This window comes from Pseudomonas shirazensis, from assembly GCF_050496565.1.
GTDB lineage: Bacteria > Pseudomonadota > Gammaproteobacteria > Pseudomonadales > Pseudomonadaceae > Aquipseudomonas > Aquipseudomonas shirazensis_A.
The window spans coordinates 351,766-377,163 of record NZ_JBNWAE010000002.1; the positions used below are offsets into that span (position 1 = coordinate 351,766).

At 60.1% G+C, this 25,398-nt stretch carries 20 protein-coding genes and 1 pseudogene; 10 read left to right on the top strand and 11 right to left on the bottom strand.

Annotated features, from left to right (window positions below):
• Positions 1–85: 85 nt before the first annotated feature.
• Positions 86–1,468 carry a DUF6035 family protein gene (locus tag ACQZ2L_RS05635; RefSeq protein WP_430325128.1) on the bottom strand — a complete coding sequence of 461 codons (1,383 nt, stop codon included), beginning with the start codon at positions 1,466–1,468 and terminating at the stop codon, positions 86–88.
• Positions 1,469–1,591: 123 nt separating this feature from the next.
• Positions 1,592–2,341, bottom strand: coding sequence for a hypothetical protein (locus ACQZ2L_RS05640; RefSeq protein WP_430325130.1), 750 nt, complete (start codon positions 2,339–2,341; stop codon positions 1,592–1,594).
• Between the two features lie 140 nt (positions 2,342–2,481).
• On the opposite strand from ACQZ2L_RS05640, the gene ACQZ2L_RS05645 reads away from it, so the two are divergent.
• Positions 2,482–3,759, top strand: a complete 1,278-nt coding sequence (locus ACQZ2L_RS05645; protein ID WP_430325167.1) for an RES family NAD+ phosphorylase — start codon at positions 2,482–2,484, stop codon at positions 3,757–3,759.
• 102 nt (positions 3,760–3,861) lie between these two features.
• Positions 3,862–5,388, top strand: coding sequence for a hypothetical protein (locus ACQZ2L_RS05650; RefSeq protein ID WP_430325132.1), 1,527 nt, complete (start codon positions 3,862–3,864; stop codon positions 5,386–5,388).
• 425 nt (positions 5,389–5,813) lie between these two features.
• On the opposite strand, the pseudogene ACQZ2L_RS05655 reads toward ACQZ2L_RS05650, so the two are convergent.
• A pseudogene (locus ACQZ2L_RS05655) lies at positions 5,814–6,377 on the bottom strand (mechanosensitive ion channel family protein); the annotation flags it as partial.
• 105 nt (positions 6,378–6,482) lie between these two features.
• Between ACQZ2L_RS05655 and ACQZ2L_RS05660 the strand changes: the two are divergent.
• Positions 6,483–7,844: a DEAD/DEAH box helicase gene (locus tag ACQZ2L_RS05660; protein ID WP_101317619.1), complete on the top strand. Its 1,362-nt coding sequence runs from the start codon at positions 6,483–6,485 to the stop codon at positions 7,842–7,844.
• A 90-nt stretch (positions 7,845–7,934) separates the two neighbouring features.
• Here ACQZ2L_RS05660 and ACQZ2L_RS05665 read toward each other — a convergent pair whose 3' ends face one another.
• From ACQZ2L_RS05665 to ACQZ2L_RS05675, 3 genes are all read right to left on the bottom strand, one after another.
• The gene (locus ACQZ2L_RS05665; RefSeq protein WP_430325134.1) at positions 7,935–8,207 is read right to left on the bottom strand and encodes a hypothetical protein; all 273 of its coding nucleotides are present in this window, start codon (positions 8,205–8,207) and stop codon (positions 7,935–7,937) included.
• A 120-nt stretch (positions 8,208–8,327) separates the two neighbouring features.
• Entirely contained in the window at positions 8,328–8,621 is a 294-nt protein-coding gene (locus ACQZ2L_RS05670) for an addiction module antidote protein (protein WP_430325136.1), read from the bottom strand.
• Positions 8,614–8,916: a type II toxin-antitoxin system RelE/ParE family toxin gene (locus tag ACQZ2L_RS05675; protein WP_430325138.1), complete on the bottom strand. Its 303-nt coding sequence runs from the start codon at positions 8,914–8,916 to the stop codon at positions 8,614–8,616. The genes ACQZ2L_RS05670 and ACQZ2L_RS05675 overlap by 8 nt, the downstream gene beginning before the upstream one ends.
• Before the next feature lie 192 nt (positions 8,917–9,108).
• On the opposite strand from ACQZ2L_RS05675, the gene ACQZ2L_RS05680 reads away from it, so the two are divergent.
• The 3 genes from ACQZ2L_RS05680 to ACQZ2L_RS05690 all read left to right on the top strand — a co-directional run bounded on the left by ACQZ2L_RS05680 (position 9,109) and on the right by ACQZ2L_RS05690 (position 10,960).
• On the top strand, positions 9,109–9,513 hold the full coding sequence (locus tag ACQZ2L_RS05680; RefSeq protein WP_430325140.1) for a transcriptional regulator: 405 nt from the start codon (positions 9,109–9,111) through the stop codon (positions 9,511–9,513).
• Positions 9,514–9,609: 96 nt separating this feature from the next.
• A complete protein-coding gene (locus ACQZ2L_RS05685; RefSeq protein ID WP_430325142.1) occupies positions 9,610–10,536 on the top strand; it encodes a DMT family transporter in 927 nt (308 codons plus the stop codon).
• Positions 10,537–10,831: 295 nt separating this feature from the next.
• Positions 10,832–10,960 (top strand): PA1414 family protein, encoded by a 129-nt coding sequence (locus ACQZ2L_RS05690; RefSeq protein ID WP_256585700.1) that lies wholly within the window; start codon positions 10,832–10,834, stop codon positions 10,958–10,960.
• Positions 10,961–11,019: 59 nt separating this feature from the next.
• Here ACQZ2L_RS05690 and ACQZ2L_RS05695 read toward each other — a convergent pair whose 3' ends face one another.
• Both ACQZ2L_RS05695 and speB read right to left on the bottom strand, forming a co-directional pair.
• Complete coding sequence (locus ACQZ2L_RS05695) at positions 11,020–12,399, bottom strand: sodium:solute symporter (protein WP_430325144.1); 1,380 nt, start codon at positions 12,397–12,399, stop codon at positions 11,020–11,022.
• Between the two features lie 144 nt (positions 12,400–12,543).
• On the bottom strand, positions 12,544–13,494 hold the full coding sequence (gene speB / locus ACQZ2L_RS05700; protein ID WP_101317629.1) for an agmatinase: 951 nt from the start codon (positions 13,492–13,494) through the stop codon (positions 12,544–12,546).
• 235 nt (positions 13,495–13,729) lie between these two features.
• Here speB and ACQZ2L_RS05705 point away from each other — a divergent pair, with 235 nt between their 5' ends.
• The 3 genes from ACQZ2L_RS05705 (at position 13,730) to ACQZ2L_RS05715 (ending at position 17,006) form a co-directional block, all read left to right on the top strand.
• Positions 13,730–14,623, top strand: coding sequence for a LysR family transcriptional regulator (locus ACQZ2L_RS05705; RefSeq protein ID WP_314875975.1), 894 nt, complete (start codon positions 13,730–13,732; stop codon positions 14,621–14,623).
• Between the two features lie 136 nt (positions 14,624–14,759).
• A complete protein-coding gene (locus tag ACQZ2L_RS05710) occupies positions 14,760–16,325 on the top strand; it encodes a methyl-accepting chemotaxis protein (RefSeq protein WP_430325147.1) in 1,566 nt (521 codons plus the stop codon).
• A gap of 84 nt (positions 16,326–16,409) precedes the next feature.
• A complete protein-coding gene (locus ACQZ2L_RS05715; protein WP_314875973.1) occupies positions 16,410–17,006 on the top strand; it encodes a tRNA-uridine aminocarboxypropyltransferase in 597 nt (198 codons plus the stop codon).
• Position 17,007: 1 nt separating this feature from the next.
• Here the strand turns inward: ACQZ2L_RS05715 and ACQZ2L_RS05720 are convergent, their stop codons facing one another.
• The 3 genes from ACQZ2L_RS05720 to ACQZ2L_RS05730 all read right to left on the bottom strand — a co-directional run bounded on the left by ACQZ2L_RS05720 (position 17,008) and on the right by ACQZ2L_RS05730 (position 21,957).
• Positions 17,008–18,354 (bottom strand): HlyD family type I secretion periplasmic adaptor subunit, encoded by a 1,347-nt coding sequence (locus tag ACQZ2L_RS05720; protein WP_430325148.1) that lies wholly within the window; start codon positions 18,352–18,354, stop codon positions 17,008–17,010.
• 21 nt (positions 18,355–18,375) lie between these two features.
• On the bottom strand, positions 18,376–20,511 hold the full coding sequence (locus ACQZ2L_RS05725) for a type I secretion system permease/ATPase (protein ID WP_430325168.1): 2,136 nt from the start codon (positions 20,509–20,511) through the stop codon (positions 18,376–18,378).
• Between the two features lie 72 nt (positions 20,512–20,583).
• Positions 20,584–21,957, bottom strand: a complete 1,374-nt coding sequence (locus ACQZ2L_RS05730) for a TolC family outer membrane protein (RefSeq protein ID WP_103436580.1) — start codon at positions 21,955–21,957, stop codon at positions 20,584–20,586.
• Positions 21,958–22,436: 479 nt separating this feature from the next.
• Between ACQZ2L_RS05730 and ACQZ2L_RS05735 the strand changes: the two genes are divergently transcribed.
• Positions 22,437–25,398, top strand: a 2,962-nt coding sequence (locus ACQZ2L_RS05735; RefSeq protein WP_430325149.1) for a retention module-containing protein, incomplete at its 3' end; no start/stop codon positions are given.

A 25,398-nucleotide genomic window follows, 5' to 3' on the forward strand; every position in this document is an offset into this window, starting at 1 on the left:
AAAAACCCCGCTGATCTGCGCAGATTCGGGCTGCGGAGCAGCGGCGAGGTTGGTTGCCACTGCGTTGCTCAAGCGCTTTCATTTTCTAATCCCAATCCCTCGCAAGAGCCAGCCTTTCGATGATCTCTGGGACGAGAAACGCGATCAGATGGTTAAGACTAGGGTCTTGGCGGAAATCTTCATCATGATTGCGCATACCATCTTTGATGACCTCTGTGCGCCGACGCCACGTCCCCTTGCTGTCTTGGGCTTTGAGCATGTCTTCATGTCCGCACAGCCTAAGCGTCCAGCCAAAAGCGTAGAGGAAGTCTTTGTAGTGATCGAACGCGGTGTTGGCGACGTTTAGCAGTCGAGGCAGGTTGTAGCCTACCGGACGCCCAAAACGGGCACTCAGCATGATTGAGACGGCACCATGAAATTTGCCTGTTCGGTAATCTGCCGGCAGATGTAGGCGCGGCATGGCGATCCGCATCTTCTCCCTCAAGGTTGCCCAGGCTGCATCCGTTTCTCGGCAGTCGTTGGCTGCGTGATCGATCCAAAAGTCGTAGAAGGCCTGACGAACCAGGGAGGTGTCCAGAGACCGTTCGAGTTCAGCTCGATGAGCATCGTAATCATAGAAAAATACCTTCTGTTCTTGAGGGTCTATGATCAGCTCATCGAGGAACACATGCGCCGTCGTCCAGTGGTTGTAAATCGTATTGCCTCGCAGCTCCGGTATGGGGTAGCAGCAATCCAGAGCCATGCGCCTGGCCTGCCGGGAGCGTTCAAGCGTTGCTTCATTCACAAGAAACACGTTGTGGTTGTTGAGGTAGAAAATATCCTCTTCGGCAGTCCGCGTCGTGTTTGGATCGAAGCTCTGGAAAACCCAGACCATTCCGCCATTGTTGCGCCGATAAAACTCTCGTCGGCCTACGATTTCGCTTAGGAACGTGGTCGACAGTTGTACCTCGAACGCCAGGCGCTGGCCCGCATGTTCGACCTGCACATCCGGCTTTCGCCACTGTGCTCGCTCAGCCAAGCGCAGCCCTTTCCAGGCTGCTTCCACCAGTGGCTCGGTACATCTTTCGTCGGCGATTAGGCTTTCGCGGATGATGGCCTTCAGTCTCAGGTGTGCCGAGCTTTCCTTTGCCGCGTTGTATTTGATGCATTTGATCTGATCGGCGCTCAGCTCTCCTCGCGTCGAGATTGAGCATTTCTCTTCCGCCTCTTCATTCTGGTGATGCCGGAAATGAAAGTACCGATCTTTCGTGCGAACCAGAATCACAGGGGCCGAGCACAGCTCGCAAACGAGCCAAGGGGCATCGGGATCGCGGGTATACCGGGCCATCAGTTCGGCACGGTCTTTCATGACCAGGCTCAGCTCGCGGCGGAGGAACACCTGAGGGTCGACGTTCTGACCTGTTTCCATGTCGAGGATATCGGTCAGGAGCATTGTATCTGTGGGCTGCGCCATCTCGCGTGTATACATGCTGCATCCTTACTGGGAGGGGTGACCTCCAGCATCCAAATTGTGGAGAGGCAGCGCCACCGAACCTCTTACACTTGCTATCACCCAGCCGAGTCGACGTCGCATGGGGGCGTGGAAACCTCGTCAAAAAGGTACGGGGTCATCCTCCCTGAGCGCGGCCTCAATCCTGCGCCTTAAATCCAAGACAAACTCATTCACTGTGCTGATCGCCTGATCCACCTCTGCCACTGACAGTTCGATAGGCTCGTCATCAACCGTCTTGCCATTCCTATGGACGATGTCATGTCGCTTGCTGCAAATGCGGCCCACGCCTGCCAGGTTTAGGCCATTCATGTGATCGCCGAACATGACGCCCAGCACCTCCCTGATGGTGGAGACGTTGTGGAAGGTCTGATCGGCAAGGATTCTAAGGACGATGGTTTCCACCACCTTCGGTTGCTCAGCGATCTCCTTCAAAGTAACTGAGACCACGTTCACCTTCTTATAGCCGGCGGCAAGCGACATCAAGAGGTTCGCATCGCTTACAACGAGCTTGCGCACCACCGAGCTGATCAGCGCCTCCATGAGAGTGACGGTATGCGCATAGACGAGCTTGAAGACAGTATTGGCGTTGGGAGTGTTGGTGGCGGCAGCCAAGAGGCTAGCCGTGGCCGCTAGCTCAGCTTCGAATTCAATGAAGAACTCCTGGTGAGAGTGACGATTCAGCCATTGGATCTCCGCTCTAGCGTCGAGCATTTCTGAATATTCGGCTGCCAGCTTTTCCCATCGCTCTGGGTCTTCGTCCGGGTCGATCTCATATCCATAGGTCTGGGCAACCCAGTCGATACAGGCTTCTTGTTGGACATCGAAAAAGTAATCTTTGATCGAGCTCACGACGTGACCTCCGACGTATATGGGAAATGGTGAGTGTGGCCATGCAGTGTTTCTTCATAGGTGCTGACCGAGGTGTTGGTTTTCCCGCAGATGATCAGCGATCATCACCGGCCTACGCGCAATTGTACTTTGCCATCATTATGCAGAAGGACGACAGAACCGCCATGACAGCCGAGCAATACGTGTGCTTCAAATGCGCCACGGATCCTTTCCTGGCTCGGCAGATTCGACGCAACGGTCAATCCGTCGCGTGCTGTCTGTGTGAAACCAAGCGCAAGTCGATCTCGCTAGCAAATCTAGTGGCCCGCGTGGAGAAAATCCTTGAGGCCTATGTATGCCCAGGGGAGCATCACTTCCAATGGAACGATGCTCACGGCTCGTTCCAGCGTCAGTTCGGGGAATTGATCGACGTATGGGTGGGGGAAATCTTCGGTTGTGACAACATCCATCCCGTCGTACAGCTCGTCTGCCGAAACCTGACCAATTACAGCGACGATGTGAACTATGCACACTTGCCATTCTTGCCCAGCGACTTCAGGTACCAATGGGGCGAGTTCCAAGAGGGATTGGCGCACGGGAACCGCTTCTTCAATGAAAGCGCGAAATCGTTTCTTGACTGGTTATTCAAAGATCTAGCGAAATATTCCGCCTCATCAAACGACCATGCTGTGGTGCGCATTCTGTCTCCGGAAGAAGCGCCTGCGATCTACCGCGCCCGTTCATGTGCAACCTCCGATGACGTCACCAAGATCCGTGCTGATCCGGCTCGTAATCTCTCAGCGCCGCCGAAAGAAATAGCAGGTGAAGGGCGGATGAACCCTGCCGGCGTGCCGGCCTTCTATGGTGCCTTTGAGCGCAAAACGTGCGTTGCTGAGTTACGTCCTCCAGTAGGCGGCACCGTGGTCAGTGGTAAGTTCAAACTCACCAAATCGATCAAGGTTCTGGACTTTGGGCGTTTCGAGAGTGCTGACCTAGGGCCAGAGCCTAGTTTTTTTGAGCCCAAATACTTCGAAAAACGTGGCCGTCGTGAATTCCTGAAGTACCTCCATAACCTGATCACCGTTCCGGTGCTTCCAGGCACCGAGCGCAACTACCTGACATCACAAGCCGTTGCCGAGTACCTCGCCACTCATTGCAAACCTCGCATCGACGGTCTCATTTTCAAATCTGTTCAGGCACCGATGGGCAACAACATCGTTCTGTTCTCCCATGTGGCATGTGCACCAACGCCAACGTTCTGGAGTGTGGATGGCGCAATGGGGGTGATGGGAGCCAAGCCATCCAGCGGGCCTTGCATTGAGTACGTAGCTGACAGTCTTGTCTACCATGACGTGCGGTACGTGGCATACGAAACGGCTGATGAGCAATTGTCGGAAGATAAGCCAAAGCTCAAAGCGGAGCCCGTGTACGAATTCTAACGACGCATGTTGAGATGCTACTGCCGAGGTCGAACCAGGCACCGCCTGTGAGCTGCTGAGCGCTGTACACTGTGTCGGACTATTGATCCTAGAGATGGATGCATGGCGCGCGATGACTTCAAACTGAGCACCATCAAAAGGCTTCGGGATAGAGTGGCACACCGGTGCTCGAACCCGAGCTGCAGAGTCGCCACATCTGCTCCACAGGATGAAGAGGGCGTAACCAATGTTGGTAAGGCCGCCCATATATGCGCTGCCTCACCTGGCGGTGCCCGCTTCGATGCGGGCATGACCAGTAACGAGAGAAAAGCCTTTTCTAATGGCATTTGGCTCTGTGCGATTCATGCTGATGAGATCGATCGGGACGTCAACACCTACACGGTCGAGGTGCTCAAAGGTTGGAAGAAACAAGCCGAAGCCGCTGCTAAGGCCGAGCTCGGCAAACGCCAGCCTTCAGCTCAAGATGCGCCCGATCTGTTGGCCATGGCCCTGACCGGAATGCCAAAAAGTTTCTTGCCCACTGCGATTCAGAATGCCCATACAGCAGCTGCGCAAGTGCTGTCTCAGGCTGATCCTCGCTTCGATATCATCACCAAGTACGATCCTCAACACGGTACCGTCTTCCAAGTGAATGCGAAGGAAAACGTGCAGCTTGCTATGACGGTAGGGGGAAAGGATGCCTCGGTAGCTGCTGCAGGTTTCGACGGGCTGTTCGAGCATGGTCAAACCTTGGAGCTGGACATGACCAACGTCGCCATCCAGGGATCGCCACTGTTCGATGCCATCGTGGACATGACCAAAGGCGCGGGGGGAAAGATGCAGATTATTCGTCCTCCTACCCGTGTGATCCAGAAGATCATTATGACGGATCCCGGCACACTGGAAACGCACGTGTTGGACGACATGCCTGGAGAAATCGTGTGGGGCACCAAGTCGTTTTGCCTTAAGGGCGAATCCATGGCTGGGATGCTCAAGCTTGTCGCCGAGGTCGGGGACGCGGGCGCGGTTTCCAATGTGAACTTCAACATCAGCGTTGAAAGCTGGCAGTCGCGCCCAGTCAACCAACTGCCCTGGTTCTCGAAAATCGCGCAATTTGCTGAAGCTGCGCGCAACGGCTGGAAGGTCTCCCTCATAGTTGAGCTCGATGGTGAGCGACTTTACGTCCTTTCGATCAATTTGCGGCCTGAAGGCTTCAATCGACTGACGACCCTGATGACCTATTTACAGTGGGCGAGACGCCTCACGGAGTTTCTGGGTGTATCGCTCAATGTTGACCTGACCTCTGGTCTCACAAATGAAGACTACGTTGAGCTGAAAGACAGTGTTGATGCCATTGATGGGTTCTACAAGCCGCTGGAGAGCATCAAATTCCCTATTCGAAGCGCGACGAGAATGGGTGAAGACGAGGCCAGCCAGTTCCAAAACCAGCGATATCGCTTCAAAGAATTCGACGCCACGGAGCAGAAAGGCATCAACGTATTTGGCCAGGCGGTTTCTTTACCCCCGGTTCACATCATGATCAGGAACGGGCTCTTGGAACTGGTGAATTACGAGAACACCGTGGCCAGCTTCCACATCTATCCTCTGGCGGACTTCGACGCGTACTGCCAGTTTGCAAAGAAGCCATGAGGATTTCTGCGTATCGCGCTCGAAGAAGACTTTCGTTCTTGTCGGGGCAACTCATCTCGCATGAGTCAGGCCGGCGTCCACTGATGCCGCAGCCCTAGCCCAGTCGCGTCAGCACTTCTTTGGGCTAGGCGGGTCACGCCCATTCGTACACGCAAGTCGGCGACCCTCACTAACTTTGATGGAGCTGAAAGGCATTGGGTGGCTAGGGGGGCGGGGCAAGTGGCGGGTAAGCGGTTTGCTGTCACGGAGCCCGAAGGCGGGCAAACCTCAGCGGGGTCTTGAGAGATTGTGACGGGCTTGCCCATCCGGCGGTGCCTGACAGTCTTCGCAGAAATCTGGGGCTATCTCGGAGCAGGGGAGTGGGTACAGGTGGCTGTCCATATCGCGATCTTTGCATTCCTGGATTTTCGGGAGTTCTTTGGATTCTCCTTGTAGACCAACAGTAGTACCGCCGACATGGCGCCCAGGCCCGACAGCAGCAGCAATGGCGAGCGGTCGATGAGGGTGGCGATGATGACAATGATGCTGAATACCCATAGCACCATCTTGGCCAACTGCACGTAGCCTTTGATCGAGCGGGTGCGGGCGTGTTCGGTGCGCGCATAGATGTCGAGCAGGGCATCGAGCAGGCATGCCAGCGCCAGGGTCATGAACAGCAGGGTGAAGGCCAGTGCGACGTTGCCCAGAAAGTGCTGGGCGGTGGCGCCGAGCTCCGGCACCAGCTTCAGGCCGAACTGGATGATCAGCGACGGGGTGGTTTGCGCGAGGCGATGAAATACCTTGTTGTGGCGCAGGTCGTCGAACCATCTGAGGGCTTGTTGGCGGGCCAGCAGGCGGCTGGCATGCAGCACCAGAAACCGCGCCAGGCGGCCGAGAATCAGCGATACCAGCAGCAGCACACCCAGGCCAATGGCGGCGTGCAGGGTCGGGTGTTGGTCGAGAGTGCCCCAGAGATCCAGGGCGTTGAACCAGAGTCGTTGAATGTCCATAGGCTAAAAAAGCGGTCTGTATTGCGGAACGAGGGTCAATTAGAGCGCGGATCGGGGCAAAGTTGCCAAAAGAAATTCGGTTCTGGCGGCGGAAAACGGTACCCTATGCAACTTGAATTTACGCACTTGCCCGAGGTTACCCCCGTGTTTTCCCAATTCGCCCTGCATGAACGCATCCTTAAAGCCGTGGCCGAGCTGAAATTTGTCGAGCCGACTCCGGTACAGGCGGCGGCCATCCCCTTGGCGTTGCAAGGGCGAGACCTGCGGGTAACGGCGCAAACCGGCAGCGGCAAGACTGCTGCGTTCGTCCTGCCGATGCTCAACCGCCTGGCTGACCTGGGCGGCCCGCGCGTCGAGATCCGTGCGCTGATCCTGCTGCCGACCCGTGAGCTGGCTCAGCAGACCCTCAAGCAGGTCGAGCTGTTCTCGCAGTTCACCTACATCAAGTCCGGCCTGGTCACCGGCGGTGAAGACTTCAAGGAACAAGCGGCCATGCTGCGCAAGGTGCCGGACGTGCTGATCGGCACCCCGGGGCGTCTGCTCGAGCAGCTCAATGCCGGCAACCTCGACCTGTCGCATGTGCAGGTACTGGTGCTGGACGAAGCCGACCGCATGCTCGACATGGGTTTTGCCGAAGACATGGAGCGCCTGTGCAAAGAGTGCGAGAACCGCGAGCAGACCCTGCTGTTCTCGGCCACCACCGGCGGCGCCGCGCTGCGCGATATCATCGGCAAAATCCTCAAGGATCCAGAGCACCTGATGCTCAACAGCGTCTCGCAGCTGGCTGAAGGCACCCGTCAGCAGATCATCATGGCTGACCATGACCAGCACAAAGAGAAGATCATCCACTGGCTGCTGGACAACGAAACCTTCCAGAAGGCGATCATCTTCACCAACACCCGCGTCGCCGCCGACCGCGTCTACGGTCACCTGGTGGCCAAGGACATCAAAGCGTTCGTGTTGCACGGCGACAAGGACCAGAAAGACCGCAAGCTGGCCATCGAGCGCTTCAAGCAAGGCGGCTCCAAGGTGCTGGTAGCGACCGACGTAGCGGCTCGTGGCCTGGACATCGACGGCCTGGACCTTGTGATCAACTTCGACATGCCGCGCAGCGGTGACGAGTACGTACACCGTATCGGCCGTACCGGCCGTGCGGGTGGGGAAGGTCTGGCGATCTCGCTGATCACCCACAACGACTGGAACTTGATGTCGAGCATCGAGCGCTACCTCAAGCAGCAGTTCCAGCGCCGCTTGATCAAGGAAGTCAAAGGCACCTACAACGGGCCGAAGAAGGTCAAGGCGTCCGGCAAGGCGGTAGGGGTCAAGAAGAAGAAAGTCGACAAGAAGACCGGTGAGAAGAAGGCTGCCGCCAAGCGCAAGCCAACTGCCAAGCCGCGTCCTAACGCGCCATTGGCCAGTGTCGATGGCATGGCTCCGCTGAAAAAACGCGCGCCGAAGCCTGAGTAAGTCTCTCCAGGGCCGCGTTCGCGGCCCATGATCTGCGCCCGTCCTTCAGCGGCGGGCCGCAGTTGATTCAGCCTCAGGCGTTGCGGCTGATCACTCCGCTTTCTTCTCCGCAGTTTTCAGCTCCTGCAGACGGTGCTCGATCAGCTGGCACTTGTCCGGCACATCCTTGCTTTCAGTCGCCAGGTCCATGCCCTGCAACTCGTCGTTGATTTCCTTGGCCTTCTGCGGGTTCTGCTCGGTGAGTTGGCTGACCAGCTTGGCCAGCTCTTCGCGTTTGGCGGTGGCTTCTTCAGGCGTGCAGGCCCAGCTTGGCAGGGCGATGCACAGACCGACAGCAATGGCACAGCTGCTTAGGATTTTCACGGGTTGACCTCCTTGTTGGCGTTAACCGGTTGAGGGGCCAGCGGCTGGAAAGTTCATGTGGTCAGGCCTTTGCGGGTGTGCCGCTACTGCGCTCGCTGTAGCCTTGCTCCAAAGCCGCTGTCAGACACTAGGATGAGCTCGAGCAGTCATATCCATGCCCAAAGCCCGCATTACGGTCAGGAAGGTCTTGAGCGTCGGGTTGCCGCTGGCACTGAAAGAGCGATACAGCTGTTCGCGAGACAGGCCAGTTTCCCGCGCCAGCTCTGACATGCCCTTCGCCCTGGCGACTACTCCAACAGCTTTCGCGACGTAACCCGCATCGCCTGTTTCCAGCGCGTCGGACATGAATTCCGCGATTGCCTCAGGCGTAGTCAGATATTCAGCTGGGTCGAATTCGGTGAAGACCTCAGTCATTTTGCATTCTCCATGCCTTCAGTATTTGTTCGGCAGCCTTGATATCGCGGCTCTGGCTACTTTTGTCACCAGCGCAAAGCAGGATCAGCCACTGGTTGCCGGCCTGATGAAAATACACCCGATAACCCGGTCCGTGATGTATTCGAAGCTCGCTTATACCTCCCCCAACCGGCGCCACGTCACCTGAAAGCCCTTCAATCAGGCGATTGATCCTGGAAATAATGCGTGCTCGGCCGGCTGTATCGCGCAGGCTGGTCAGCCAATTCTTGAACGTACGGGACTCGATCTTTTTCATCGAGATAACGTAGTTTAAAAACTACGAAGTGTGAACGCAAGCTGTTCGCCATGATGTGTCTGAATCATCTCCGCAGGTTGTCAGATAATTCACTCGGGCCCGGCTGTCGTGCCTCAGCTATTGGAACGCTTGCCAATACCCGCATGTCCCACCCTGTGTACCTCTTTCCGTCCACAGCAGGGAGCCATCGCCATGAGCCACTACGACTGGGATCTGATCGAACGCCTGTTGCACGAAGTGCAAAACGGCGCGGAACAAAGCTTCACGCCTCGCCCTTACGCCGAACAGCACGCCGCCGCGCTGGCTGCCAAAGGCCAGCCGGTGGGTGACATGGACCAGCTGAAAACCCGCGCCTGCGAATACGAGAAGCTGCTGCTCGACCGCGACTACATTGCAAGCCGCCCGGAAGAAGAGGGCGGTAACGGCGAGAACTTCGTGCTCACCGAGCGTGGTTCGCGCTTGCTCAGCATGATCGACAGCAGCATCCCCGGCTTCGAGCATCCGCGTCAGGTGTTGGATGAGCAAGCCGATGCGCTGGATCAAGCGACCTTCGATCATGTGTCGTCGAAGGCGCAAATCGCTGGCGGTGCAATTTAGGCTGGCCGGGCCGGGCTTCGGCGTCCGATAATCGCGATCTGATCCACTTATCTGCCGAGCCTTGCCCATGCCTGCAAATCACACCGAGGCCCGCCTATGAGCGCGGCCCGCAAGAACCCTGATGCCTTTGCCCTGCAATTGATGCTCGGGCTGTGCCTGATCTGGGGCAGCCAGCAGGTGATGATCAAATGGGCCGCTGCCGATATCGCGCCGGTGATGCAGGCGGCGTTTCGCTCTGGTATCGCTGCGGTGCTGGTTGGCTTGCTGATCTGCTGGCGGGGCGGCTGGGGGCAGGTTGGTAGCACTTGGCGGGCAGGATTGCTGGCGGGAGCTTTGTTCGGGCTGGAGTTCATGTTCATTGCCGAGGGGCTCAAGCTGACCTCGGCGGCGCATATGTCGGTGTTTCTTTATACCGCACCGATTTTTACCGCATTGGGTTTGCATTTCATGTTGCCTAGCGAGCGCCTCAGGTTGCTGCAGTGGCTGGGTATCCTGCTGTCGTTCGCGGGTATCGCGCTGGCGTTTGCGGGAGGCGTACAGCTGGATCAGATCGATGGGCGAACGCTACTCGGTGATGCCTTCGGTGTGCTGGCTGGCCTGGCCTGGGGGGCTACAACTGTGGTCGTGCGCGGCTCGCGACTGTCTGAAGCGCCGGCGACCCTGACCTTGTTCTATCAGTTGATGGTGGGTTTTGTCGGATTGCTGCTCATTGCTCTGCTCAGCGGGCAGATTGGCATGGTCACGCTGACGCCGCTGGCGATGGGTAGTGTGCTTTTCCAGGGCGTGGTGGTGTCGTTTGTCAGTTACCTGACCTGGTTCTGGTTATTGCGTAAGTACCTGGCTTCGAACCTGGCGGTGTTTTCCTTTATCACCCCGTTGTTTGGGGTCACTTTTGGGGTGGTGCTGTTGGGCGAGCCGTTGAGCGTTAATTTTGTGCTTGGGGCGGTGATGGTTTTGCTCGGGGTGGTTTTGGTGAGTGCTGAACCTTGGGTGCGGCGGCAGTTGCGCAGGGTGGTTGGTTGAGGGGTACGGTCGTGGATTGCTGTGCGGGCTTTGCCCTCATTTCGCGACACAAGGCCGCTCCTACGAAAGGCAGGCGGCAGTGGTAGCTCTAGGGGGTGGACCTCACCTATGTACAGCTTGCAACAGTGAGAAACAGTTGACCGGCGGTCGGAACAGCCCGCCGTTGCTTGATCCCTGTCAAAATCGGCCTTATGTATAGGATCAGACGCATGCGTAATGCAGGACATAGGACTATGATCTGTATGAAACATCGAATGATCGATTTGCCGTGAGGCTGACCCGTGAAGGGGGCACTATGAAAACACCACTGTTCAACTGGCTCCATGACCTGGCTGTCGCCTTGGGTCTGATACCGCCACCGCTGCAACCGGTGCCGATACCCACCGACGAAGAGCAGCGCAAACGCCAGCCTCGTCGCCGTTGAAACGAAAAGGCCGCCGCATCCATGGATGCAGCGGCCTTTGTCTTTCCAGCGCAGTTACATCAGGCCAGCTTAGCGCCGGCCACTGGCTGCCGCGACAGCAGGCTGACCAGCACAAAGCTCACCAGGCCAACCGCCAGGCTGTAGTAGATCGGCGTATTGGCATCCAGGCCGTCCTTGACCATGAACAGCAACGCGGTGGCAAAGCCCAGCGACATGCTGGCGATAGCCCCTGCAGTAGTTGCGCGCTTCCAGAAAATCGCGCCCATCAGCGGGATGAGCATGCCGCCCACCAACAGGTTATAGGCCAGGGTCAGGGCGCTGATCACATCATTCACTGCCAGGGCGATGCCCAACACCACCAACCCCGTAAGCAGCGTGAACAGGCGGCTGGTTGCCAGGCTCGATTGTTTGCCTCCGCGCAGCTTGGGCAGCAGGTCTTCGGTGACCGTGGTCGAGGCCGCCAGCAGGCCGGCACTCGCGGTCGACATCATCGCCGCCAACGCGGCAGCCATCAGCAGGCCACGAATGCCGTCAGGCAAGGTGGTCTTGATCATGGCGGCGAAGGCATTGTTGGGGTTGGCCAGGTCCGGCAGCAGCACATGTGCCGCCATGCCGATCAGGGCGCAGGCCAGGCCGTACAACACGCAGTAGATGCCTGCGGTGGTACCGGCGCGCTGGCAGACTTTTTCATCCCGCGCGGTGAACACCCGCTGCCAGATATCCTGGCCGATCAGGATGCCGAAGAAGTAAATCAGGAAGTAGGTGATGATGGTGTCCCAGCCGATGGTGGTCCAGTTGAAGCTGGACGCCGGCAGTTGCGCCACCAGTTGATCCCAACCGCCGACCTTGTACAGGCACACTGGCAGCAGGATGAACATCAGGCCCACGGTCTTGATCACGAACTGGACGATGTCGGTCAGGGTCAGCGACCACATGCCGCCAATGGTCGAGTAGATCACCACCACGCCACCGCCGAGCACCACCGACAGCCAGAACGGCAGGTCGAGCAGCACTTGCAGCACGGTGCCCATGGCCAGGGTCGAGGTGACCCCGATCATCAAGGCATAGGCCAGCATGATCAGCGCGCTGGCCTGGCGGGCCATCGGGTTGTAACGCCGCTCCAGCACCTGGGTCACGGTGAAGATGCGCAGGCGCAACAGCGGTTTGGCCAGGAACAGGTTTAGCGCAATGATGCCCAGACCCAGCGCGGCGCAGAGCCAGAAGCCGGAGATGCCGTGTACATAGCCAAGACGCACGGTGCCGACGGTAGAGGCCCCGCCGAGCACGGTGGTGGCCATGGTGCCCATGTACAAGGTCGGGCCGAGGTTGCGCCCGGCCACTAGGTAGTCTTCCTGGGTTTTCGCGCGGCGCATGCCGTACCAGCCCAGGGCGAGCATGCCGGCGGCATAGATCAATACAACGATGATGTCCAAGGCCATTGGGGGTCTCCCGATTATCATTATTATGGCGAGATCAAGTGCCCGGGCAGCCTCACGCTGCCCGGCGGTATCAGCAAGTACGGGTGGGCCGATCACTGGCCCATGCAAGCAACGCGACTGCAATCGAGCGCGCTGTCGACATCCTTAGCGGCGTGCTACTCCCGGCAGTACGCAGAGCATTTCGAACAGCAGGTTGGCACCCAGCAGCGAGGTGTTGCCGGTGGTGTCATAAGGTGGCGAAACCTCGACCAGATCACAGCCGATCAGGTCCAGGCCCTGGCAGCCGCGGATGATTTCGATCGCCTGAATGGTGGTCAGGCCGCCGATTTCCGGGGTGCCGGTACCGGGCGCCCAGGCCGGGTCGATGCCGTCGATATCGAACGACAGGTACACCGGCCCGCCCGCGACCTTCTCACGCACTTCAGCCATCAATGGCTCCAGCGACTTGTGCCAGCACTCTTCGGCCTGCACCACGCGAAAGCCCTGACGGCGGCTCCAGTTGAAGTCATCGGCGGTGTAGCCCTGAGCGCGCAGACCGATCTGCACGACCCGGTCGCAATCGAGCAGGCCTTCTTCGACAGCACGGCGGAAGGTGGTGCCGTGGGCGATTTTCTCGCCGAACATGTGGTCGTTGACGTCGGCGTGGGCATCGATGTGCACCAGGCCGATCTTGCCGTGTTTTTTGTGCAGCGCGCGCAGAATCGGCAGGGTGATGGTGTGGTCACCGCCCAGTGTCAACGGGATTACGTTGTGCTCGACGATGGTGTCGTAAGCTTCTTCGATGATGCGCACGGCATCCAGCAGGTTGAAGGTGTTGATCGCCACGTCGCCGATGTCGGCAACCGACAGCGAGTCGAAGGGCGCGGCCCCGGTGGCCATGTTGTAGGGGCGGATCATGACCGATTCGGCACGGATCTGGCGCGGGCCGAAGCGGGTGCCGGAGCGCAGCGAGGTGCCGATGTCCAGCGGCACGCCGACAAAGGCGGCGTCCAGGCCTTCAGGGCTTTGCAGGTGGGGCAAGCGGAGCATGGTGGCGATGCCGCCGAAACGCGGCATTTCGTTGCCGCCCAGTGGTTGGTGCAGAGTCTTGTCCACAGTGGGCCTCATCAGTCGGTCGATTGTTATGGTTGTTCGAACCTTGTCCAGCATGCTGCAACTTAGCGCAGCGGGCGGCGAGCAGGGTCATTGCGGGCAGTCTGCGCAAGGTAGTGATCGAGAAGAATCGCTACCGACAAATACTTACTTCAGGAATCTCTGAACTAAAGGCCGCGGCCAAGGTAGACTCCGCCCATTGCCACTCGCCCATTGCCACTGCGGACCGATCACCACCATGGCCTCGTCACTGCCCGACCCGAAACTGCTGCGGATCTTCGTCAGCGTGGTGCGCCACCAAGGCTTTGCCAATGCTCAGCGCGAGCTGAACCTGTCGACGTCGGCCATCAGCACCTACATGAGCCAGCTCGAGGCGGGGTTAGGCATCGTGCTCTGCCATCGTGGCCGCGGTGGCTTCAGCCTGACCAGCAAGGGCGAGCTGTTCCATCAGGAGACCCTGCGCCTGCTGGCCGAGCTGGATGGTTTTGAACAGTACGCCGCTGCGCTCAAAGGTGAATTGCGCGGCACCCTCAACCTTGGCGTGCTCGACTCCACCGTAGGCGATCGCGCCCTGCCGCTGGCCGAGGCTATTGGCGCCTACAGCCAGGAGCACCCGGCCGTGCACCTGCACTTGTCGGTGTCCAGCCCGTACGAGCTGCAGCTAGGCGTGCAGGACAACCGCCTGGACCTGGCCATCGGTGCGTTTTCGTCGCGCATGAGCGGCCTGGTCTATCAGCCGCTGTACCGCGAGCAACACTGGCTCTACTGCAGCAACCGCCATTCGTTGTATGCCGAGCGGCGGATTCCCGAGCCCGTCATCACCCAGCAACGCATGGTCGGGCGAGGCTACTGGAGCCAGGCCGAGCTGGCCCGGCACGGCTTCAAGCACAGCGCGGCAACGGTTGAAAGCATGGAGGCGCAGCTGATCCTGATTCTGTCCGGCGCCTACATCGGTTACCTGCCGGAGCACTACGCACAGGCGTGGGTCGACAAGGGCGATTTGCGCGTATTATCGCCCGCCACATTTGGTTACCAAGCCCCGTTTTCCCTGATCATCCGTCGCGGCCGCAGCCGCGAACCGTTGATCCAGACCTTCCGTGACCTGCTCAAAAGCCAGCTGAACGTCAGTTGATAAACGCCTCGATGAATGCACGCCGTCAGGAACGGTAAATTTCCTACAAAAGTGCCTGCTGACAGGCTTTCGCTCTGCTAAATATTGATTGGCCCCTGATGAATTTCCATCGTTTGCACACGCAAGGATTGCCTTGATGCGCCTGAACTTGCCCGTTACCGAGCATGAAAGAACCTTCCCCAACGAACAGCGGCTTATTTCCACTACCGACCTCAATAGCCGCATTACCTATTGCAACGACGCGTTCGTGGCCATCAGCGGTTTTACCTACGATGAACTGGTCGGGCAGACCCACAACCTGGTGCGCCATCCAGACATGCCGGCGCCGGTCTTTGCGCTGATGTGGGACACCATCAAACAGGGCAAACCGTGGATGGGCGTGGTCAAGAACCGCGCCAAGAACGGCGACTTCTATTGGGTCAGCGCGTATGTCACGGCGGTTTACGAAAACGGTCGCATCAGTGGTTATGAGTCGGTCCGCTCGGTGCCCAGCCGAGAGCAGATCAACCGTGCTGAACGGCTCTACGCACGCCTGCGCAATGGCCAGCGCGCAGTACCGTGGGCGGCGCGTGTGCTGCACGGGCTTGGCCAGAGCTGGCCAATGCTGGCCGCTGCTGCGCTGTCTACTGCAGGCTATCTCTGGCTCGCGCCGCAGGCCGCGATAGGCGTGCTACTGGCCAGCCTGCTGGGCGCCGGCTACGCGCTGAACCGCCTGCACGCTCGCGCGCTGCAGCGCACCCTCGACGAACACCCGAAAGCCTTCACCGACCCGTTGGTGGCCCTGACCTACAGCGATAACCGCGGCCTGCATGGCCAGCTGGACCTGGCCATCATCAGCGAAGAGGCGCGCTTGCAGACGGCGCTGACCCGCTTGGTCGATGCTGGTGTCGGGGTCAAGGCACGTGCAGCGCAGTCTGCTGGGCTGTCTGATGCCCAGGCGCAGATGCTTGACCGCCAGCGCAGCGAAACCGAGCAATCGGCCACCGCCATTGCGCAGATGGCTGCGACTATCCAGGAGGTCTCGCAAAACGTGCAGAGCACCGCCCATGCCGCCGGTGACGCCGACCAGTTGGCCCAGCACGGCAGCCAGCTGGCTCAGCAAAGCCTGCAGGCGATGGGCAGCATGAGCGAGGCGGTCAATGACATCGGCCAGGCCGTGCACGCCTTGGCTCAGCAGACCCAGTCGATTGGCAGTGTGGTCGATGTGATTACCTCGATTGCCGAACAGACCAACCTGCTGGCGCTCAACGCGGCAATCGAAGCTGCCCGCGCGGGCGAGCAGGGCCGTGGCTTTGCCGTGGTTGCCGACGAGGTGCGTTCACTGGCCCAGCGCACGCGCACCTCGACCGACGAGATTCACCAGATCATCAGCAGCCTGCGTGCGGGTGCCGAACGTGCAGTGTCGTCGGCCAGCCGCGGTGAACAGATCTCCCGCGACAGCGTGCACAGTGTCGAAGCGGTGCGCGAAGCACTGAGCGGTATTGCCCAGGCGGTCAGTCGCATCACCGGCATGAGCCAGCAGATGGCGACTGCCTCGGAGCAGCAAAGCCACGTCGCCGAAGACATCAACCAGCAGATCACGCGCATCTCCCACCTGTGCGACGAGAGTGCCGGACAGGCCAGGCAGGGCGCCGAGATCAGCCAGGACCTCGAGCAGATGGCCGAGTACCTGCACAGCCTTGCCGAACGTTTCAACCGCTGACCCCTTCATCAACCCACAGGGACGTGGGCGCTGTATGTTCTTCTCGAGTGGCTATGGCACACTGGCGCCCTCCAGGAGAACCCGATGTCCAGACCCCGCTGCGAACGCTGCAAGCGCGCGCAAGACCATTGCTTATGTCCGCTGATCCCCCGCCTCGACAGCCGTACCCGGGTCGTCCTGTTACAGCACCCCAGTGAAACCTCGCATGCGCTGAATACTGCCCGCCTGGCCGCGCTCGGCCTGGTCAATGCACAACTGTGGGTGGGTGAAGTGTTTGCCCAACTGCCGGAGCTGCTGGCAACGCCGGGCTATCGGCCGGTGCTGTTGTTTCCCGGAGACGAGGCGCAGGCGCTGACAGCGTATGCATCACCTGATGAGCAGCCGTTGCTATTGATCGTGCCGGATGGCACCTGGCGCAAAGCGCGCAAGCTGCTGTACCTGAATCCGCTGCTGGCAGCGCTGCCGCGGGTGACTCTGGCGCACGTCACCGCCTCGCGCTATCGCCTGCGCAAGGCGCCGGAGGAGGGCGCCCTGGCCACCATCGAAGCCGTGGTGCAGGCACTCAACGCGCTGGAGCAACCGCAGTGTTTCGATGAACTGCTGCGCCCGTTCGACGCCTTGATCGAAGGCCAGATCCGCGCCATGGGCCGCGACACCTTCGAGCGCAACCACGGCTGCTGAATCAACGCTCGCGCATGGCCTCGGTGCGGGCTTTGAGAACCGGTTTGAGCAGGTAGTCGAGCACGCTTTTCTGCCCGGTGATGATATCCACCGTGGCGACCATCCCCGGAATGATCAGCAACGGCTTGTTGTCGCCGCCCAGGTGATTCTTGTCGGTGCGCACCTGGATCAGGTAGAACGCGTTGCCCTTGTCATCGGTCACGGTATCGGCGCCGATCAGCTCCAGCTTGGCCTTGAGGCCACCATAGATGGTGTAGTCATAGGCGCTGAACTTGACCATTGCGGTCTGCCCCGGGTGCAGGAAGGCGACGTCCTGCGGGCGCACCTTGGCTTCGATCAGCAGGTTGTCCTCGATCGGCACGATCTCGACCAGGTCGCTGCCCGGCTGGACCACGCCGCCGATGGTGTTGACCTTGAGCTGCTTGATGATGCCACGCACCGGCGACACCACTGTGGTGCGCTTGACCCGGTCGTCGATGGCGATGCTGGTGGCGCTGATCTTGGACAGGTCAGTGCGCTTGTCGTTGAGTTCCTTGGCCGCCTCCGAGCGGAAGGTGGCATCGGCTTCCTGAATCTTGCTCTTGATTTCCGCCACTGCCGCGTCTGCCCGCGGAATGGCCAGGCTGGTGGCGTTGAGCTGGCCGCGGGCCTCGACCGTACGCTGCTTCAAGCGCAGGATCTCCACCGGCGAAATCGCCCCGGTGCCGACCAACGGCGAGGACATGTTCAGCTCCTGCTGGAGCAAGCCCAACGCCGAACGGTACTGATCGACCTTGGAGCGGAACTCGGCCAGTTCCTGGGTCTTCTGGCGCAGTTGTTCGTTGAGCGTCTGCTTCTCGCTGGTCAGCCGCCGTTGCCGTGACTGATACAGCGCCAGCTCGTCCTCGGCCACCTGTGGCGCCTTGCTGCGAATCTCCTCCGGCACCGTGAACGGTCGCCCTTCAGCCTCCGCCGAGAGCCGTTCGACCTGCGCCGTCAGCGCGTAGCGATCGACCTCGCTTTCGCCCTTGTTGGACAGGAAGCGGGTGTCGTCCAGGCGCAGCAGGGTCGCGCCCTTGGCGACCATCTGGCCTTCGCGGACGAAAATCTCGGTGACGATGCCGCCCTCGAGGTTCTGCACCACCTGGACCTTGCCCGAGGGGATCGCCTTGCCTTCGCCGACCGTCACCTCATCCAGCACCGCCAGGCTCGCCCAGGTGAGCGCAACCAGAAGCAGCGCCGCCGCCAGCCACACCGTCAGGCGCGACAGGCGCGGCGAGTCCTGCAGCGTGGCGCCGGCCAGTTCGGGCATATAGTCGCGCTCGGCAGTGTTGCCGGCACCTTGGAAATAACTGCGCAAGAAGGCCATCGGACTACTCCTCAAAAGCGTCTACAGCGCCGCGCCAATGCGCCCTTTGCGCAGTGCATCGATGACCGCATCCTTCGGCCCATCGGCAACGATCTTGCCGTTGTCGAGCACCAGCAGGCGGTCGACCAGGCTCAGCATCGAGGTCCGGTGCGTGACCAGCAGTACGGTCTTGCCCGGCACCCAGTCGAGCAGGCGCTGGCGCAGTTGCTCTTCGCTGCTGTTGTCCATGTGGCTGGTGGGCTCGTCGAGGATCAGGATCGGCGGCTCCAGCAGCAGCGCTCTGGCCAGCAGCACGGCCTGACGCTGGCCGCCCGAGAGCAACTGGCCGCGTTCACCCACCGGGCGGTCGAAACCCTGCGGATGCTGGCGCGCCAGTTCGGTCACGCCGGTCAGTTCGGCCACCTCGAGCATGCGTGCGTCGCTGACGTGGCGGGCACCGAGGGTGAGGTTGTCGCGCAGGCTGCCAGCCAGCAGCGGCAGGTCGTGGGCGACGTAGCCGATCTGGCTGCGCAGGTCGGCGATGTCCAGCTGGCGCAGGTCGAGGTTGTCCAGCAGCACCTGGCCTTCATCGGGATGATAGAAACCCATCAGCAACCGACCCAACGTACTTTTGCCCGAACCGCTGCGGCCGACGATACCGATGCGCTCGCCGGGCTGCAGGGTCAGGTTGACGTCATTCAGTGCGGCAGCGGTCTGGCCAGGGTAGCGGAAGCTGACGTGGCTGACGGCCACACCGCCCTTGAGGCTGGTGTGCTCCAGCGCCTGTTGCTCGGCCTGGCGCTCTTGTGGCAAGGCCATCAGTGCATCGGTGCTGCGCATGGTCAGCTGCGCCTGCTGGTAGCGGGTGATCAGCCCAGCGATCTGGCCCAGTGGTGCCAGTACCCGGCTGCCGAGCATGTAGGTGGCCACCAGTGCGCCGACACTGAGGTTGCCGGCGATGATGCTGTAGACCCCGGCAACAATCGTCGCCATGCCACAGAACTGCTGGATGAACAGCGTGCCGTTGCTGGCCAGCGAAGACAGGTTGCGTGCGTGCGCATCGAGCCGAGCAATCGCGCCGTTGGTCTGTTCCCAATGGTACTGACGCTCACTCTCGGCGCCGTTGGCCTTGAGCGTTTCCAGCCCACCCAAGGTTTCGATCAACAGGGCCTGACGCACTGCTCCCAGGCTCAGGCTTTTTTCCACGGTGTCGCGGAGGCGGATCTGGATGATCAAGGCAAAACCAACCGCCAGCGGGAAGGCAATCAGCGGGATCACCACCAGCCAGCCGCCCAGCAGGCCAACCACCACCAGCATCAACGCCACGAACGGCAGGTCGATGATGCTGGTCAAGGTGACTGCCGTGAGAAACTCGCGCAGCCCCTGAAAGTCGTGAATGCTCTGGGCGAAGCCGCCAATGGTGGCCGGGCGCGCCTTCATCGACATGCCGGTGATGCGTTCGAACAAGGTCGCCGAGAGGATCAGGTCGGTCTTCTTGCCGGCCTGGTCCAGCAGGTGCGCACGGACCATGCGCAGAACCATTTCAAACGCGGTGCCGATGAACAGCCCGGCCACCAGCACCCACAAGGTCGAGACGGCCTGGTTGGGCACCACCCGGTCGTAGGTCTGCATGACGAACAGCGGCACCATCAGGCCCAGCAGGTTGATCAGCAGGCTGGCCAGCAGGGCATCGCTGTACAGCCAGCGGGAGTGGCGCAGGGTGTCGCGAAACCAGGCATCGACCCTCGGCATCAGCGGGGTGCGCAGGTTTTCCAGAGTGTGCCGTGGGCGGGCAAACAGGGCCTGGCCGGCGTAGGCCTGTTCCAGCGCCTCGCGCTCGACCCATTGCTCGCCGCCTTCGGCCTCGGACGGCAGAATCAGCGCGCGACCGTCTTCGCCGAAGCGCAGCAGCACAGCACAGCGGTCGTCTTTGAGCAGCAGCAACACGGGAAGGTTTAGTGCGGAGATTGCGCTCAGCTCGCGCTTGAGAATGCGCGCTTGCAGGCCTGCGCGGGCTGCGGCTCTGGGCAATAACTCGGGCCCGAGCCGCTGGCTGGCCAAAGGTAGGCCGCTGCACAAGCTGGCACGGCTGGCGGGGCAGCCGTGCAGTTTGCACAGAATCAACAGGCCATCGAGCAACGGATCGTCAACGTCCAGCCGGGGCTGGGCATTTTGCATACTGGTCACGATGGCCTACTCCTGCCGCAATGGAGGGTGTACGGCTACATCCGAAACGTTGCTCGATAACGGTTAACGCATTTCGGGCAACTTCGCTTCGCTGCGTACTTCAGTCTTGGCGATGGCTTCTGCCGGCAGCGCAATACGCTGTTTGCTGAGCAATTCACCCATGGTCGAAAGTACGCGGTACATCGAGTACTCCTCGGTGTAACGCACTTCGGTGTAACGGCGGTTGGCGTTGTACAGCTCGTTCTCACTGTCGAGTACGTCGAGCAGGGTACGCTGACCGAGGCCGAACTGATCCTGATAGGCGGCCCGCACGCGCTGGGTGGTTTCAGCGTATTCACGCGCGGTTGGCGTCTGCTTGCGCGCGTTGTTCATGGCGTTCCACGACAGGCTCAGGTTCTCGTTGAGCTCGCGCAGGGCGTTGTTGCGGATATCCAGCGCCTGGTTGATCTTGTGCGAGTCCGACTGCAGGCGAGCCTTGTCGCTGCCGCCGCGGAACAGGTTGTAGTTCAGCTCGACGCCTGCCTGCCAATCGTTGTTGCTGTGGCCGCGCTCGCCGCCCAGGTTGTTGTTGGCGCCGGTGGCGAGGATGGCGTCCAGACGCGGGTAGAAGGTCGACTTGGCGACTTCGTACTGCTTCTCGGCGGCATTCACATCGGCCTGAGCCGAACGCAGGTACGGGTTGTTTTCCTGCATGCCGCGGCGTGCGTCTTCCAGCGTGCTCGGCATTTCCACCTTGATGGTCGAAGGCGCTTCCAGCTCGTCCGGCATCAGCCCGACCACGCTGTAGAAGTTGGCTTCGGCGTCAGCCAGATCGACTTCGGCGGTGTCCAGGTTGTTTTCAGCCAGAGCACGACGGGCGCGCGACTGATCGAGGTCAGCGCTACTGCCGACACCGCGCTCGGTACGCAGGCCGATCTGGTCGTTGACGCGCAAGTGCGCTTGCATGTTGTTCTTGGCCAAAGTCACCAGCTCGCGACGCTTGAGCACTTCGAGGTAGACCTCGATGGTACGCAGGGCGACGTCCTGGGCGATTGCCTGAGCGTAGTAGGCACGCGAGTTGGAAACCGCTTCGGTACGGCCGACTTCGTTGGACGTGTTGAAACCGTCGAACAGCATCTGGCGCAGACGCAGCTCGGACTGGGTGTAGTTCATGGTTTCTTTGTTGTGGTTGCGCGTGCCGTCAGCGTTCAGACCACGGGTGTTGAGGTTGTCGGAGCGTTGGCGACCGTAACCTGCAACCAGATCGACGCTTGGGTAGAACCCGCCACGGGCGAATTTGACATCTTCGTCGGCAGACAACCGGCTGTTGCGATAGGAGCTGATTTGCGGGTGATGATCCACGGCGTTCTGGACGGCTTCGGTGATCGACATCGCCTGAATGTTGGCACTCGCCATGGCCAACAGGATTGCACTGGTGATGGGGGTAAGAACGCGCATGGGGTACATCTCCATTGTCTCTAAAAGTGTCCAGCGTTCGCCAAAAAAATGACGATTATTATGGGGTAAACCGTTTCAAGTTTGTAACAACAGAGCTAAGAACATTTAACGCGCGAGCTAAGAAGATTTGTTCATAAGGTCTATGCGAAAAAAAACTTATGCGGTCTAAAGAATCCGCGACATTGTTCTACTCAACGGGCCTATAAATCAAGCTGTAGTCAGCGGTTTTAGGTCATTGCAACAAGTTCCAGAACTTTTGCAGCTAAGAACTCAGTGAAAACGGGCCGTGTCGGAATTTGGCGACAATTAATTGTCACTCTGTAGTAGCAAAATTCCATCATCTCTATCGACTTGGCCTGCGCAGTGTAGAGCTGTTTGCTGACTTTTGGCGTTTGATTGACGCCTTTATTCGGCCTGGCGCCACTGTGTTTTCGCTGCATTCAAGGTGCAGGATCCGTTCGGCAGGGGAGACGTAGGGCATGGCTAAATTTATCGGAGTGGTCAGCAAGGTGGTCGGCCAGGTTTTCGCGGTCGACAGCGACGGCAGCCGCCGCCTGTTGGTCGAAGGCGACCGACTCTATGCTGGCGAGCAACTCGAAACCGGTAACGCCGGAGCCATTGCGGTGCGCCTGGACAACGGCGCAGAGCTGACCCTGGGCCGCGACAGCAGCCTGCAGATGTCGCCAGAGCTGCTGGCTAATCAGCCTCCCCATGTGCAGACCGACGACATCGCCCCCAGCCAGGCGCAACTGACCGATGTCGAGCGCTTGCAACAAGCCATCGCGGCGGGTGCCGACCCTAGTGAAGAGGCCGAGGCTACGGCGGCTGGGCCCAATCAAGGTGTCCCGGGCGCTTTGGGCGGCGGCCACAGCTTTGTCATGCTGACTGAAGTGGGCGATCGGGTTGATCCCACGGTTGGCTTCCCGACTGCGGGCTTCAACGGTGTGCCGCTGTTGGTCAATGGCTATATTGGTGACCTCGATCCGACCAGTTCCGACGATGTGCTGCCGCCCGCGTCCCCACCTCCGGTGAATCCGCCAGACAACCCGGTCACTCTGCAAGGCCTTGATGTCAGCCCCGGCGAACTGATCCTCGATGAGGCCAACCTGCCCGACGGCTCCAACAGCAACCCGCCGGCGCTGACCCAGCAAGGCTCGTTCACCGTTATCGCCGCCGACGGCGTGTTCAATCTGAGCGTAGGTGGCATCAACGTAGTCACCGGCGGGGTGGTTACCGGCATTGGCCAATCCATCACCACCGCCCTTGGTAACACCCTGACCATCACTGGCTACAACCCGGCCACCGGAGTGGTCAATTACAGTTACACCCTCAACGGCACTGAGCAGCACGCCAACGGTGGCGGCACCAATGTGATCGGCGAGCAGTTCCCGGTGCAGGTCAGCGACAGTGATGGCGATGTGGCTAGCGGCAGCCTCGATGTGATCATCCGTGACGATGTGCCCAAGGCGGTCAATGACAGCAATGCCGTGACGGCCACCGAGCAGCAGCTTGAACTGACCGGCAATGTGCTCAACAACGATGTGCAGGGCGCTGACCGGGTCGTGGGTGGGCCGGTGATTGCCGGCACCTTCAGTGGTACCTACGGCACGCTGGTGCTGGCTGCGGATGGCACCTACACCTATACCCTCAACGCCAATGACCCTGATTTCAAAGGGCTCAAAGGCGGCGGCAGTGGCACCGAGAGCTTTACCTACACCATCAGAGACGCCGACGGCGATACCAGCAGCGCGACCCTGACGCTGAACATCAGCAACCTCAATGACCCAGTGACGATCGGCGGGCTGGATGTCGCCGGAGGTGAGCTGATTATCTACGAAAAGAATCTGCTCAATGGCAGCGCGCCAGACAGCGCTGCGCTGACGCAGAACGGGACCTTTACCGTCGCCGCGCCTGACGGCCTGCAGAGCCTGAGCGTGGGCGGCATCACGGTAGTCAGCGGCGGCGCAGCAGGCGGTTTCCCACAGTCGATCACGACTGCGCTGGGCAATACACTGACCATCACCGGCTACAACCCGGCCACAGGCGTGGTGAGCTACAGCTACACGCTACTCGACAACGAAGCCCACGCAACCGGCAACGGCAACAACAGCCTGGGCGAAACATTTGTCGTGACCGCCCAGGACAGCGATGGCAGCACTGCCTCGGCCAACCTTGGCGTGAGCATTGTCGACGATGTGCCCAAGGCGGTCGATGACACCAACGCGGTGACGGCCACAGAACAGCAGGTCGAACTCAGCGGCAATGTCCTCAGCAATGACGTACAAGGCGCTGACCGGGTCGTGGGTGGCCCGGTGGTTGCCGGCACCTTCACGGGTACCTACGGCACGCTGGTGCTGGCTGCGGATGGCACCTACACCTACACCCTCAACGTTGACGATGCCGATTTCAAAGGCCTCACCGGCGGCGGCAATGGTGTCGAGACCTTCACGTACACCATCAAAGACGCTGACGGCGACACTAGCAGTGCGACTCTGAACCTGAACATCAGCAACCTCAATGACCCGGTAATACTGGGTGGCCTCGACGTGAGCGGCGGCGAGGTTACTGTTTACGAGAAAAACCTGATCGATGGCAGCGCACCTGACGGCCCGGCGTTGCAACAAGGCGGCACCTTCACGGTGACCGCGGCGGATGGCCTGCAGTCTTTAAGCGTCGGCGGCATCAACGTAATCAGTGGCGGCGTAGCCGCAGGCTTTCCGCAGACGATCACGACCGCGCTGGGCAACACCCTCACCATCACCGGCTACAACCCTGCGACAGGTGTGGTCAGCTACACCTACACCTTGCTCGACAACGAAACCCATCCGGATGGCAACGGCACCAATGGGTTGCAGGAAAGCTTCACAGTCGTTGCCAAGGACACCGACGGCAGTACCGCCACTGGCAGCCTCGATGTAACCATCGTCGATGATGTGCCGCAGGCTCACTGCGATTTCGCCAGGGTCGAGGTAGGCGGTCAGGTCAGCGGCAATGTGCTTGTCAATGATGTGATTGGCGCCGATGACCTGGCCGATGGCCGCTACGTAGTTGGCGTGCGTGCCGGCTCCGATACCTCCACGCCGGCCTCTGGTCAGTTGGGCATCAATGTCCAGGGCACCTATGGCTACATCACGCTGGATGCCGAAGGTAATGGTGTCTATCACGCCTACCCCAACAGCAACGCTCCGGCTGGCGCTACCGATGTATTTGTCTACACCATCCGCGATGCTGACGGCGATCAGAGCACCACGACCGTTACCATCAACGTCAACAACTGCCAGATGATTGCCGGGCAGGACACTGACGTTACGGTGTATGAAAACGCCTTGGACCTGACCAAGGACGGCAACGACCTTGCGCCCGGCACCGTCACCGGCAGCCAACCAGGCTCGACCGGCGAGACTGCCAGCGGCACGTTGGTGGGTTCGGTCACAGGCGGCG

What these genes read in the sequence shown, in the direction of transcription:
- ACQZ2L_RS05635 (WP_430325128.1), bottom strand. Translation starts at nt 1,468, where the DNA reads ATGTATACACGCGAGATGGCGCAGCCCACAGATACAATGCTCCTGACC.
- ACQZ2L_RS05645 (WP_430325167.1), top strand. Translation starts at nt 2,482, where the DNA reads ATGCAGAAGGACGACAGAACCGCCATGACAGCCGAGCAATACGTGTGC.
- ACQZ2L_RS05650 (WP_430325132.1), top strand. Translation starts at nt 3,862, where the DNA reads ATGGCGCGCGATGACTTCAAACTGAGCACCATCAAAAGGCTTCGGGAT.
- ACQZ2L_RS05660 (WP_101317619.1), top strand. Translation starts at nt 6,483, where the DNA reads ATGCAACTTGAATTTACGCACTTGCCCGAGGTTACCCCCGTGTTTTCC.
- ACQZ2L_RS05670 (WP_430325136.1), bottom strand. Translation starts at nt 8,621, where the DNA reads ATGACTGAGGTCTTCACCGAATTCGACCCAGCTGAATATCTGACTACG.
- ACQZ2L_RS05675 (WP_430325138.1), bottom strand. Translation starts at nt 8,916, where the DNA reads ATGAAAAAGATCGAGTCCCGTACGTTCAAGAATTGGCTGACCAGCCTG.
- ACQZ2L_RS05680 (WP_430325140.1), top strand. Translation starts at nt 9,109, where the DNA reads ATGAGCCACTACGACTGGGATCTGATCGAACGCCTGTTGCACGAAGTG.
- ACQZ2L_RS05685 (WP_430325142.1), top strand. Translation starts at nt 9,610, where the DNA reads ATGAGCGCGGCCCGCAAGAACCCTGATGCCTTTGCCCTGCAATTGATG.
- ACQZ2L_RS05690 (WP_256585700.1), top strand. Translation starts at nt 10,832, where the DNA reads ATGAAAACACCACTGTTCAACTGGCTCCATGACCTGGCTGTCGCCTTG.
- ACQZ2L_RS05695 (WP_430325144.1), bottom strand. Translation starts at nt 12,399, where the DNA reads ATGGCCTTGGACATCATCGTTGTATTGATCTATGCCGCCGGCATGCTC.
- ACQZ2L_RS05705 (WP_314875975.1), top strand. Translation starts at nt 13,730, where the DNA reads ATGGCCTCGTCACTGCCCGACCCGAAACTGCTGCGGATCTTCGTCAGC.
- ACQZ2L_RS05710 (WP_430325147.1), top strand. Translation starts at nt 14,760, where the DNA reads ATGCGCCTGAACTTGCCCGTTACCGAGCATGAAAGAACCTTCCCCAAC.
- ACQZ2L_RS05715 (WP_314875973.1), top strand. Translation starts at nt 16,410, where the DNA reads ATGTCCAGACCCCGCTGCGAACGCTGCAAGCGCGCGCAAGACCATTGC.
- ACQZ2L_RS05720 (WP_430325148.1), bottom strand. Translation starts at nt 18,354, where the DNA reads ATGGCCTTCTTGCGCAGTTATTTCCAAGGTGCCGGCAACACTGCCGAG.
- ACQZ2L_RS05725 (WP_430325168.1), bottom strand. Translation starts at nt 20,511, where the DNA reads ATGCAAAATGCCCAGCCCCGGCTGGACGTTGACGATCCGTTGCTCGAT.
- ACQZ2L_RS05730 (WP_103436580.1), bottom strand. Translation starts at nt 21,957, where the DNA reads ATGCGCGTTCTTACCCCCATCACCAGTGCAATCCTGTTGGCCATGGCG.